Annotated in this window: 10 protein-coding genes; 9 read left to right on the forward strand and 1 reads right to left on the reverse strand. The window is 65.3% G+C overall.

The genetic code is table 11. The annotated features are described in order from the left end of the window. Nucleotides 1-76: 76 nt before the first annotated feature. The 9 genes from A7X12_RS17890 to A7X12_RS17930 all read left to right on the forward strand — a co-directional run bounded on the left by A7X12_RS17890 (nt 77) and on the right by A7X12_RS17930 (nt 11432). A complete protein-coding gene (locus tag A7X12_RS17890; protein WP_064312800.1) occupies nt 77-550 on the forward strand; it encodes a (2Fe-2S)-binding protein in 474 nt (157 codons plus the stop codon). Between the two features lie 121 nt (nt 551-671). Next, the gene (locus tag A7X12_RS17895) at nt 672-1568 is read left to right on the forward strand and encodes an RcnB family protein (RefSeq protein WP_332308560.1); all 897 of its coding nucleotides are present in this window, start codon (nt 672-674) and stop codon (nt 1566-1568) included. Between the two features lie 113 nt (nt 1569-1681). Then, nucleotides 1682-2410 carry a 2OG-Fe(II) oxygenase gene (locus tag A7X12_RS17900; RefSeq protein ID WP_064312801.1) on the forward strand — a complete coding sequence of 243 codons (729 nt, stop codon included), beginning with the start codon at nt 1682-1684 and terminating at the stop codon, nt 2408-2410. A gap of 126 nt (nt 2411-2536) precedes the next feature. Next, nucleotides 2537-3235, forward strand: coding sequence for a ribose-5-phosphate isomerase RpiA (gene rpiA / locus A7X12_RS17905; protein ID WP_064312802.1), 699 nt, complete (start codon nt 2537-2539; stop codon nt 3233-3235). A gap of 58 nt (nt 3236-3293) precedes the next feature. Then, nucleotides 3294-5369 (forward strand): transketolase, encoded by a 2076-nt coding sequence (gene tkt / locus A7X12_RS17910; protein ID WP_064312803.1) that lies wholly within the window; start codon nt 3294-3296, stop codon nt 5367-5369. Further along, a complete protein-coding gene (locus A7X12_RS17915) occupies nt 5366-8170 on the forward strand; it encodes a bifunctional transaldolase/phosoglucose isomerase (RefSeq protein ID WP_064312804.1) in 2805 nt (934 codons plus the stop codon). The genes tkt and A7X12_RS17915 overlap by 4 nt, the downstream gene beginning before the upstream one ends. A gap of 24 nt (nt 8171-8194) precedes the next feature. After that, nucleotides 8195-9181 carry a phosphogluconate dehydrogenase (NAD(+)-dependent, decarboxylating) gene (gene gnd / locus A7X12_RS17920; protein WP_064312805.1) on the forward strand — a complete coding sequence of 329 codons (987 nt, stop codon included), beginning with the start codon at nt 8195-8197 and terminating at the stop codon, nt 9179-9181. After that, complete coding sequence (gene zwf, locus A7X12_RS17925) at nt 9178-10617, forward strand: glucose-6-phosphate dehydrogenase (protein ID WP_064312806.1); 1440 nt, start codon at nt 9178-9180, stop codon at nt 10615-10617. The genes gnd and zwf overlap by 4 nt, the downstream gene beginning before the upstream one ends. Next, nucleotides 10614-11432: a Cof-type HAD-IIB family hydrolase gene (locus tag A7X12_RS17930; protein ID WP_064312807.1), complete on the forward strand. Its 819-nt coding sequence runs from the start codon at nt 10614-10616 to the stop codon at nt 11430-11432. Before zwf ends, A7X12_RS17930 begins: the two co-directional genes overlap by 4 nt. Here the strand turns inward: A7X12_RS17930 and A7X12_RS17935 are convergent. Beyond that, nucleotides 11429-11839, reverse strand: a complete 411-nt coding sequence (locus A7X12_RS17935; protein WP_064313053.1) for a DUF1636 domain-containing protein — start codon at nt 11837-11839, stop codon at nt 11429-11431. The two genes, A7X12_RS17930 and A7X12_RS17935, sit on opposite strands and share 4 nt — an antisense overlap. Nucleotides 11840-11845 lie beyond the last annotated feature (6 nt).

An 11845-nucleotide genomic window follows, 5' to 3' on the forward strand; every position in this document is an offset into this window, starting at 1 on the left:
GGGGGAATGTCGCGCCCGCACGGCGCGCCGACAATGCCGGTTTCGGAAACCCGTCGTTTCCCGCTAGGGTCGCGGGATGACTCGGTTCACCGTCAACAACCAGCCGGTCCAGTATGATATGGATCCGCAGACACCGTTGCTCTGGGCGCTGCGGGATGCGTCCAACCTCACCGGGACGAAATATGGCTGCGGCACCGGCGATTGCGGCGCCTGTACCGTGGATATCGACGGTGCGGCGCGTCTCGCGTGCCGCGAGACGATCGGCGCGATCGAAGGCACCTTCGTCACCACGATCGAGGGCCTGTCGTCCGATCGCAGCCACCCGGTGCAGCAAGCCTTCCTCGCAGCCAATCTCGTACAATGCGGCTATTGCATACCCGGAATGGTGATGGCGGCTTCGGTGTTGATCCGGACCAATCGCAATCCGTCCGAGGAAGATATTCGCGATGGCATTCCCAATATCTGCCGCTGCGGTATTTATCCGCGTCTGGTTGCCGCGATCCAGGACGCCGCCCGCATCGCGCGCGGAGACCCCGCCCAAGAAGAATGAATTCTTTCAATCTGCTGACGGCGCAATTCAGAAGCTGCTCAGTATCCATCGCGTACCAGTGCAGCATCGGCAAGGCGATTGGCCGTTGCCGCCGGAGAATGGTTCAATGAAAAGGATGCTGATGGCGGCCGTTGCGGCCGCGGCTGCGCTGGTCCCCGCCGCCGCGCTTGCGCAGGAGCGCGGCGAGCATCGCGGCGGCTGGAGTCGGCCCGAGGGCCCGCGCGGCGATGGTCCGCGCTGGGGTGGCGGACAGCCCCAGGCGCAGGATCGTGATGGCGGGCAGCGGACACAAGGAGGCCCCGGCTGGCAGCGCCCCCAGGGCACACCGCAGCCGCAACAACTCCAGCAGCAGGATCGCGGCGCTTGGCAGCGGCCCGATGGCGCGCAAGGGTGGCAGGGCGGCCCTCGCGCGCAGGATCGCGGCGACTGGCGTCGCCCCGATGGCCAACCCCGCCCCGGGTTCCAGCAGCCGCAGGGCGGCCCGCCTGCGGTGCAGCCGCAGCGCGACTGGCGCGGCGGACAGCGACAGGACTGGCAGAACCGCGGCGACATCCGCAGCAACCAGGGGTGGCAGGACCGCCGCTGGGACGATCGCTCCCGTGCGCAGTGGAACAACGGCCGCGACTGGGGACGCCGCGATGGCGACCACCGCTGGAACGACCGCCGAGACTGGGATCGCGGCGATCGCTGGCGCGGCGACCGCGGCGTGTGGAACAATGGCTGGCGCCACGATCAGCGCTACGACTGGCGAAGCTATCGCGACTATAATCGCGGCCTGTACCGCCTGCCGCGCTATTACCCGCCCGCGCGCTGGAGCTACGGCTATCGTCGCTTCTCGATCGGCTACCGCCTCGATACGTTCCTGTTCGCCCAACAATATTGGATCAGCGACCCCTATTCCTATCGCCTGCCTGAAGTCTGGGGCCCCTATCGGTGGGTCCGCTACTATGACGACGCCCTGCTGGTCGACGTCGACACCGGTGAAGTGGTCGACGTGATCCACGGCATCTTCTGGTAACTCGTTCGCACGGTCGCACGACTGCACGCACCTGGAGCCGGCAGCGATGCCGGCTTCTTTCTTGTCCGCGCTTGGTCTTGCAATCGCGCCGCTGCCCGGCAAAGAGTTTTCGGGTGAGCAAGACGAACGGCAACAGCAAGGGGTCGCCCTCCGCGCGGCGGGCCCAGATCGGTTTGGACGTGGCGGCGCGACTGGATGCCCATCCCGATGTGCGCCGCGCCAAGGTGGATCTGGCGCAAGTCTACACCTATCCCGGTTTTTTCAGCGATGCGGATTGCGATCTGCTGATCGGGCTTATCGACAGCAATGCCCGCCCTTCGACGCTCCTCGCGGCGACCGATGATCCCGATTACCGCACCAGCCACAGTTCGGACCTGTATCGCTGGTCGCCAGACGTGCAGGCGATCGACAATCGCATTGCCGATCTGCTGGGCATCCCGGTGGAAAATGCCGAAACCATGCAAGGCCAGCGCTACGCCCCCAACCAGCAGTTCCGCGCCCATTGCGACTATTTCCACGAAGACAGCGGCTATTGGGACAAGATGCTGGAAACGGGCGGCCAGCGCACCTGGACGGCCATGGCCTATCTCAACGATGTCGAAGAAGGCGGCGCCACCTGGTTTCCGCGCGCCGGCATTCGCTTCAAGCCGAAGCGCGGGTTACTCGTGATCTGGAACAACATGCTCCCGGATGGCAGCCCGAATTACGATACGCTGCATGAAGGCATGCGCGTCGTCGAGGGCACCAAGTATATCATCACTAAGTGGTTCCGCGAGGAAGCCTGGATCAAGGCGCCGATCCAGACCTATCGCTCGGGCGTGGTCGACGCCGACGCGGACTGATCGCTGCACCGGACGGGCAGCCTAACGCTGTCGCCCATCGCCTTTCGCGCAGCGCTCTACACGAGCAGCACGGTACACTCGCGTATAGCAGGCGGAACGGGCGCGCTGCTCTACCGTTCGACGGCCATGGTCCCACCACCCGATGTCGAGCATTTGAAACACGCAGCCGCTGCTGCCGCCATCGCGGAGGTGCGGGATGGGATGATCGTCGGCCTTGGCACCGGCAGCACCGCGGCGCATGTCCTGCGACTGCTGGGCGCGCGGGTAGCGCAAGGATTGCGAATCACCGGAGTGCCGACTTCGCGCGCAACCTGGATCGCGGCACAGGACTTGCGCATCCCCCTGCTGGCGCCGGATGCGCTGACGTCCATCGACGTCTGCATCGACGGCGTTGACGAAATTGACTCAGGGTTTCGAGCGATCAAGGGCGGCGGCGGCGCGATGCTGCTGGAGAAGGTCGTCGCCACCCTCGCGCGCCGCAACATCGCCGTTGCAGATGCTTCGAAGCGGGTTGCGCGGCTCGGCACGCGCCCGGTGCCCATCGAGGTGCTCGCAGCCGCCCAGGGCCTGGTCACGGCCGAGATTGCGCGCCTGGGCGGCGCTGCCTCTTTGCGGATAGCTGGGGATACGCCTTTCATTACGGATTCCGGCCATCGGATTCTCGATGCGGACTTCGGAGAAATTCGAGACGCAGCAGCACTTGCCCGTACCCTCTCATCGATCCCGGGTGCTCTCGGGCATGGGCTGTTTCTCACCGAAATCGACGCCCTGTATCTCGCGGAACCAGATGGAGTGATCCGTGAGGAGCGACCGATAGATGAATAAATTCGCAGCCATTTTCGCGCCCACCCGTTGCACTGCAACGAACGGAGTTGCTTGACCCATGCCCGAACTCGACCAGAACGCCCGCGAAGACGGCTCGCCCGATCGCCTCGCCATCGACACTATCCGCACCTTGGCCATGGATGCGGTGCAGAAGGCCAATAGCGGTCACCCCGGCACCCCCATGGCGCTGGCGCCGGTTGCCCATACCGTGTGGAGCCGCTTCCTTCGTTACGATCCCACGGCGCCGGATTGGCCCAATCGCGATCGCTTCGTCCTGTCGGTCGGCCACGCCTCGATGCTGCTATATGCCGTGCTGCACCTCGCTGGCGTGCGCGAGATCGATGCGGATGGCCAACCGACCGGTAAACCGGCAGTAAGCCTGGACGATATCAAGCAGTTCCGGCAACTTTCGTCCAAGACGCCCGGACATCCCGAATATCGCATGACCACAGGCGTCGAAACCACGACCGGCCCCCTGGGCCAGGGTTGCGGCAACTCCGTCGGCATGGCTGTGGCCGAGCGCGCGCTTGGTGCGCGTTACAATCGAGACGGGTTCGACCTGTTCCACCACGACGTCTACGTCCTGTGTGGCGATGGCGATATGATGGAGGGTGTTTCCGGAGAGGCGGCATCCATCGCCGGCCATTTGAAGTTGTCGAACCTTTGCTGGATCTACGACAGCAATCATATCTCGATCGAAGGCAGCACCGATCTCGCTTTCGATGAGGATGTCGGTCAGCGATTCCAAGCCTATGGCTGGAACGTCCTGCACGTGGATGATGCGAACGACATCGAGGCCCTGGCACAGGCGCTTGAGACATTTCGCGCGACCAACGACGCGCCGACCTTCATCATCGTTCATTCCGTGATCGGCTGGGGGTCGCCGCGCGCCGGCAGCGAGAAAGCGCATGGCGAGGCGCTTGGCGAGGATAATGTCCGCGCGACCAAGAAGGCCTATGGCTGGCCCGAGGATGCGCAGTTTCTGGTCCCAGACGGCGTCGCAGAGCGCTTCGGCGGGGCGGTCGCGGACCGTGGCAAGCCGGCGCGCGAAGAATGGGAGGCACTCTTCGCGCGATACCGCACGGCATTTCCGCAAGAGGCGGCCGAAATCGATGAGTTGCGGCGCGGCAAACTGCATAATGGCTGGCAGCAGGCCATCCCGAGCTTCGATGCCGACGCCAAAGGCCTGGCCTCGCGGGACAGCAGCGGCAAGGTGATCAATGCAGTTGCGCCGCATCTCCCTGCCCTGCTCGGCGGCGCCGCCGACCTCTCGCCCTCGACCAAGACCGACATCAAGGGCGCGGATTCCTTCGAGGCAGGCAATTACGGCGGCAAGAACCTGCATTTCGGCGTGCGCGAACATGCCATGGGCTCGATCGCCAACGGCATGGCACTCAGCTATTTGCGTCCGTACACGGCTACCTTCCTGGTGTTTGCCGACTATATGCGCGCGCCGATCCGCCTTGCGGCGATCATGGAGCTGCCCGTGGTATTCGTGTTCACGCACGATTCCATCGGCGTCGGCGAGGACGGACCGACCCACCAACCGATCGAGCATCTCGCCACCCTTCGTGCCATTCCCGGCCTCGACACCATCCGCCCGGGTGACGCCAACGAAGTTGCCGTCGCGTGGAGGGTTGCGCTGGAGCACAGCCAAGAGCCGACCGCGCTGATCCTTTCGCGCCAGGCGATTCCGACGCTAGATCGCAGCAAATATGCCTCGGCCGATGGGCTTGAGCGTGGTGGCTATATACTTGCCGACGCGGAAGGCGGCGCGCCCGAGGTTATCCTGATCGGCACAGGCTCGGAATTGCCGATGGTCGTGGAGGCGCATGAAAGGCTGACGGCCGAAGGGGTGCGCTCGCGCGTCGTTTCGCTGCCCAGCTGGTATCTGTTCGAGAAGCAGGACCGCGCCTATCGCGAGTCGGTCCTGCCGCCCGGCGTTATGGCGCGGGTGGCGGTCGAGCAGGCCGGATCGATGGGCTGGGACCGCTACGTCACCAGCTACGGAGCGACCATCACCATGTCGACCTTCGGCGCCTCCGCGCCGCTTGCCAAACTGCAAGAGAAATACGGCTTCACCGTCGACAACGTGATGAAGGTCGCGCGCGACGTGATGGAGCAGGCCAAGTGAGCGCCGGGAACAAACTCAAGCAGTTACACGAGGCCGGCCAGGCAGTCTGGCTCGACTTCGTCGATCGCAGCTTCCTGCGCGAGGGGGGGCTGCGCAAGCTCATCGAACAGGACGGTTTGACCGGCGTTACCTCGAACCCCTCCATCTTCGAGAAGGCCATGGGCCACGGCGCGGCGTATGACGAAGGCTTTGAGGGCTTCCTCGGTACCGGCGACGCGAGCGTGCAGGACGTGTATGAAAGCCAGGCCATCGCCGACATCAAGGCGGCGGCTGCCGACCTGCGGCCGGTGTACGACCGGCTCGGCGGCCGCGACGGCTATGTCAGCCTGGAAGTATCCCCTTATCTTGCCAACGGCACCCAGACGACGATCGAGGAGGGCCGTCGGCTCTGGGCGCATGTCAATGAGCCCAACCTCATGGTGAAGGTCCCCGGCACCGAAGCGGGCGCCCCCGCCATCCGGCAGCTGATCGAAGACGGGATCAACATCAACGTCACGCTGCTGTTTTCGCAGGAAAGCTATCAGGCGGTCGCCGAAGCCTATCTGGGTGGGCTGGAAGCGCGTGTCGCCCGCGGCGAGCCGATCGATCGGATCGCGAGTGTGGCCAGCTTCTTCGTCAGCCGCATCGACATCCAGATCGACAAGAAGATCGATGCACGCGTTTCCGCGGGAGACCCTGAAAGCGCGGCGCTCAAGGCGCTGCGCGGCAAGGTCGCCATCGCCAACGCGAAGTTGGCTTATGCCTGGTATCTTGAGCTGATAGCCAGCCCGCGCTGGCAGGCGCTCGCCGCCAAGGGCGCGATGGCTCAGCGGCTGCTTTGGGCCTCGACCGGCGTAAAGGACCCTGCATATCCGGACACGCTCTATGTCGACACGCTGATCGGGCCGGATACGGTCAACACCATGCCACCCAAAACCATGGATGCGTATCGCGACCATGGTACCGTCGCGGACACCCTCACCGATGACCTGGACGCGGCACGCCACGTGCTCGCCGAAGCCGACCGGTTGGGTCTCGGCCTGGAGGAGGTGACCCGCGCACTGGTACGGGACGGCGTGCAACAGTTTGGCGATGCCGCCGATGCGTTGCTGGGGGCTGTCGCGGCGAAGCGTACCGCGCATCTCGGCAAGCGACTGAACAGCTTCGATGCTCAACTCCCGGAGGCACTGGCGAAACCCGTCGAGCAGCGGATCGAAACGGCGCGCGCCGATGCTTGGTCGCGGCGCCTCTGGCAGCACGATGCGACCCTGTGGACGGGCAAGGACGAAGCCAAGTGGCTTGGTTGGCTGGCTGCCGCCCGGGGCGAGCAGGTTGACATGGCGACGCTCCAGCAACTGGGCGAGAAGGCCAAGGCCTTCCCCGATATGGTGTTGCTGGGCATGGGTGGATCGAGCCTCGGACCCGAAGTGCTCGCGCTGATCCTCGGCAATGCAGCCGGCAGCCCGAAGCTGCATGTCCTCGACACGACCGACCCTGGCCAGATCGCTGCCGTGGAGTCGCAGATCGACGCCACACAAACGCTGTTCATTGTCTCGTCCAAGTCGGGGTCGACGCTCGAACCCGAACTGCTCCGCGCCTATTTCTTCGCAGCAAGCGGGCAGAAAGGCGCGCACTTCGTCGCCGTGACCGATCCCGGATCGAAGCTGGAAGCGACCGCTGCGTCCGATAGCTTCCTCGCAACCTTCCCCGGCGACCCGGCAATCGGCGGGCGATATTCGGTGCTGTCGGTCTTTGGTATGGTGCCAGCCGCCGCCATGGGCCTCGATGTCCCCGCCTTTTTCGACGCGATCGCGCCGATGGTCTATGCATGCGGCGCGGATGTACCACCGGCCGCCAATCCCGGGATACGATTGGGGATCCTGCTTGGCGAGGCTGCTCATGCCGGCCGCGACAAGGTGACGATTCTCGCCGCGCCTCCCCTCGCCCCCTTGGGCGCATGGTTGGAGCAGTTGCTGGCGGAATCGACCGGCAAGCAGGGCAAGGGCATCGTTCCTGTCGACCTGGAGCCGCTGGGCGCGCCGGATAGCTATGGCGAGGATCGCCTGTTCGTGCAGTTCGCGCTCGCCGGAGACCAGGCGGCGGACGATGCGGCTACGCTCGATGCCCTCGCCGCTGCCGGCCATCCGGTCGTGCGGATCACGCTGGATACGCCGCAGCTTATAGGACAGGAATTCGTCCGCTGGGAAGTCGCCACGGCAATCGCCGGCGCCGTCATCGGTATCGATCCGTTCGATCAGCCGGATGTCGAAGATGCGAAGGTAGCCACCCGCAAACTGGTGGATGCCTATGAAGCGTCGGGGGCGCTCGATCCCGAACAGCCTATTGCCGAAAATGCCGACTTCGCACTGTATGCCGCCAAGGGGCAGTCGCTCTCCGGCAGCCCTGCGAGCCTCCTTCGCGATCATTTCGCGGCGCTGGTTCCGGGCGATTATGCCGGCTTCCTCGCCTATATCGAGCGCGACGAGGCCGATGCCGCGGCGCTGACCGCAATGCGGGTCTCCGTGCGCGAGGCGACGCGCGCTGCTACCGTCGTCGGCTTTGGCCCGCGCTTTCTCCACTCGACCGGGCAGGCCTATAAGGGCGGACCGAACAGCGGCGTGTTCCTCACGATCACCCGCGATCCGGACCCGGACCTTGCGGTCCCCGGCCGCAAGGCGAGCTTCGGCACCGTTCAGATCGCGCAGGCACGCGGCGATACCGATGTTCTGGCCGAACGCGGACGTCGCGTGCTGCGTGTCCACTTGAAGCGCGGCGGCGGGGGAATAGAAGCGCTGGTATCGGCCGTACGCGCGGCTCTCTGAATTTAGCGAAAAGGAATATACCGGATGCGTCTTGCGATGATCGGCCTCGGCCGCATGGGTGCGGGGATCGGGCGCCGACTGATGGAACACGGCCATGAGATCGTGGCCTATGACCGCAGTAGCGAAGCCGTCGAAGCGATCGCCAAGGACGGCGCCACTGCCGCCACTTCATTGGAAGATGTGGTCGCCAAGATGACGGCACCGCGCATCTTCTGGGTGATGCTGCCCGCCGGTGACCCGACCGAGAGCACCGTAGAGGCGCTGATGGCAGCAGCTGAACCGGGCGATATCATCATCGACGGCGGCAACAGCTTCTACAAGGACGACATCCGCCGCGCGAAGACGGCAGCCGCACGCCAGCTCCATTATGTGGACGTGGGCACCTCGGGCGGTGTGTGGGGGCTTCGGCGGGGCTTCTGCATGATGATCGGCGGCGAGAAGGAAGCGGTCGACCTGCTCGATCCGATCTTCGATGCGCTGGCGCCGGGTCTCGGCACGATCCCGCGTACGGTCGAGCGTGGCGACCGCGAAGGGTATGATCCGCGTGCCGAAAAGGGCTATATCCATTGCGGCCCCGCCGGTTCGGGGCATTTCGTGAAGATGGTTCATAACGGCATCGAATACGGCCTGATGCAGGCCTATGCCGAAGGCTTTGACGTGCTGAAGAGCAAGGCATCCGACAAGCTGCCCGAGGAGGAACGCTTCGACCTCAACCTGACCGACATCGCCGAAGTCTGGCGTCGCGGATCGGTCATCTCCTCGTGGCTGCTCGACCTGTCGGCGCAGGCGCTGGCCAAGGACGGAACGCTGGACGGCTATAGCGGCAAGGTGGCAGATTCCGGCGAAGGCCGCTGGACGATCGACGCGGCGATGGAAGAGGCCGTGCCTGTCTATGTCCTCTCCGCTGCGCTGTTCGCCCGTTATCGCAGTCGGGTAGAGAATACTTTCGGCGACAAGCTGCTCTCCGCCATGCGCTTCGGCTTTGGCGGACATGTCGAGATGCCGCAATGAACGACGCGCCGCCGGCTCCCGCCGCGACGCTGGTCATCTTCGGGGCGATGGGCGATCTCGCCAGTCGCCTGTTGATGCCGGCGCTTGTCCATCTCGAGCGCGACGGGTTGCTGGACAGCGCGACGACACTGCTCGGCATCAGCCATGGCAAAGGCGATGACGATGCCCTGCGCGAGAAGCTGAAAAGCTTCGTCGAACCGGGCACGGATGGGGACGCCTGGGAGCGCTGGGCGCCCCGCATCGCGTATCTGCAGGGCGATTTCACCGATGATGCGCTCTATAGGGAGCTGAAACAGCGGCTTGCCGGCAACGCCATTTTCTACCTCGCCACCGCACCCGCGTTTTTCGGACCGATCGGCGAGAAGCTGGGGAGCATCGGCTTGCTCGACGAAACCGACGGCTTTCGACGCCTAGTCGTCGAAAAGCCGTTCGGCACCGATCTGGCGTCTGCACAGGCGCTGAATGCGCGCCTGCTCGAGCACGCGCAAGAGGCGCAGGTCTACCGGATCGACCATTTTCTCGGCAAGGAAACGGTGCAGAACATCACCGTTGCGCGGTTCGGCAATGCGTTGACCGAAGCGGTTTGGAACAACCGCTATGTCGACCATGTGGAGATCACGGCGGCCGAAACCGTCGCAGTGGGAAACCGGGGCAAGTTCTACGACGAGACCGGAGCGCTCCGAGACATGGTGCCGAACCACCTGTTTCAGCTGCTCGCACTCGTGGCGATGGAACCGCCGAACAGCTTCGATGCCGAGGCGGTCCGTTCCGAAAAGGCCAAAGTCATCGCTGCGGTCGCGCCGATCCAGCCAGAGGACGCCGTACGCGGACGCTATCTGGCGGGCGAGGCCGGCGGCCAGGCCGTGCCCGCCTATGCGGACACGCCCGATGTCGCGCCGGACAGCCACACCGAAACCTTCGTCGCGCTGAAGGTCGCAGTGGAGACGTGGCGCTGGCACGGGGTCCCCTTCTACCTCCGCACCGGCAAGGCGATGGCCGCCCGCGACACCGAGATCGTGATCCATTTCCGCGAGGTGCCGCCCACCCTGTTCCGCAACACGCCGAATACGGAGCTTCCGCCCAATCGGCTGATCCTCCAGATCCAGCCGGGCGAGGCGCTCACGATGGAAATGGCGGTCAAGCTGCCCGGGCCGCTGGTCAAGATGGTGCCGGCCAGCCTTACCTTCACCTATGCTGACGCGTTCGACCTGGGCCATCGGACCGGGTACGAGACGCTGCTCTATGACGTGCTGATCGGCGACCAGAGCCTGTTCCAGCGTGCCGACCAGATCGAGGGCGGCTGGCGGGCGGTGCAGCCCCTGCTCGACGCTTGGCGCTCGGGGTCGCCGGACGACTATCCTGCCGGCAGCACCGGCCCTCAATCCGCCGACGCGCTGCTCGCGCGGGACGGGCGCAGCTGGCACGAGATAGCATGAAACTGGGCCTTTTCCTTTCCGACATCGATGGCACGCTGGTGCGGCCTGACAAGAGCCTCGGCGAGCCGGTGGTGGCAGCGGTGCGGCGGCTGACCGCGGCGGGTGTCCCTGTGTCGCTGATCAGCGCCCGGCCACCTAGCGGTCTGTTGTGGATCGCACAGCGGCTGGGCCTCACTACGCCGGTCGGCGCTTTCAACGGTGGTACGATCGTGCGGGTCGATGGTGAGATCCTTTCCGCAACACACCTCGATCGGGATGTCGCCGCGCGGACACTCGATCGCCTCGCCCGGCCGAACGTGATCCGCTGGCTCTTCGCCAAAGGCCAGTGGCATACCGACAAGCTGGACGATCATTACACCCCCCGGGAGCGGGTCGCCTCTGCGCAGGAACCGGTGGTGTGCAGCGATTTCGGCCCGCTGCTCGACGGCGCGGATAAGATCGTCGCCGTCTCCTCGGAGCATGCCATGCTCGCCGCGCTCGAAGCAGAGTTAGCGGACGAACTGGGCGAAACGGCGAACGTGGCGCGATCGCAGCCCTATTATCTCGACGTCACCGCCCCCGCCGCCAACAAGGGCGACGGCATCGCGGCACTCGCGCGGGCGATGGGCGTGCCTCTTGCGGAGGTCGCGGTGATCGGCGACCAGTATAACGACCTGCCGATGTTCGCGCGCGCGGGGCTGTCCATTGCGATGGGACAGGCGCCGGATGCGGTGCGGGCTGCCGCGACGAAGGTCACCGGATCCAACGAAGCGGACGGTGTCGCGCAGGCGATCGAGACGATCCTGCTCCCGCTGCTCGGCGCGGAGGGCGATTAGCCCTCCACCACCTGCCCCGCCGGCGGCACGCGGACGATGAAATGGCCCTTCACCCCCTGCGGCCATTGCGCGAACGGCACGCGCCCATGGTCGCTCGCCACATAATGCGCGGCATAGTCGAGGATCGCGACGGCCGCGTCAGCGTCCGGCGCGAAGCGGCCGAGGACATAGCCGACCTTGTTCGGCGCGCGGAGATGTACGGCGCAATGTTCGGTGCAGGCGAACAGGCACGGCATCTGTTGGATTGCGACGCCCGCATAGCGCGGGTCGGCGTCGCGCGCGGCGACCAGTGCGTCGGCCAGCAGCGCGCCGCCGCGACGTCCCTCCTGGTTCTCGCGCGCATCCTTGCTGAAGCGGCAGGTGCTGCAAACGACGATGGCGGGCCCGTCTTCCACGGGGGTAAGCATCATGAG

This window comes from Sphingomonas sp. TDK1 (assembly GCF_001650735.1).
Classification (GTDB): Bacteria; Pseudomonadota; Alphaproteobacteria; order Sphingomonadales; family Sphingomonadaceae; genus Sphingomonas.

What these genes read in the sequence shown, in the direction of transcription:
- A7X12_RS17930 (WP_064312807.1), top strand. Translation starts at nt 10,614, where the DNA reads ATGAAACTGGGCCTTTTCCTTTCCGACATCGATGGCACGCTGGTGCGG.
- A7X12_RS17935 (WP_064313053.1), bottom strand. Translation starts at nt 11,839, where the DNA reads ATGCTTACCCCCGTGGAAGACGGGCCCGCCATCGTCGTTTGCAGCACC.
- tkt (WP_064312803.1), top strand. Translation starts at nt 3,294, where the DNA reads ATGCCCGAACTCGACCAGAACGCCCGCGAAGACGGCTCGCCCGATCGC.
- A7X12_RS17895 (WP_332308560.1), top strand. Translation starts at nt 672, where the DNA reads ATGGCGGCCGTTGCGGCCGCGGCTGCGCTGGTCCCCGCCGCCGCGCTT.
- gnd (WP_064312805.1), top strand. Translation starts at nt 8,195, where the DNA reads ATGCGTCTTGCGATGATCGGCCTCGGCCGCATGGGTGCGGGGATCGGG.
- zwf (WP_064312806.1), top strand. Translation starts at nt 9,178, where the DNA reads ATGAACGACGCGCCGCCGGCTCCCGCCGCGACGCTGGTCATCTTCGGG.
- rpiA (WP_064312802.1), top strand. Translation starts at nt 2,537, where the DNA reads ATGGTCCCACCACCCGATGTCGAGCATTTGAAACACGCAGCCGCTGCT.
- A7X12_RS17890 (WP_064312800.1), top strand. Translation starts at nt 77, where the DNA reads ATGACTCGGTTCACCGTCAACAACCAGCCGGTCCAGTATGATATGGAT.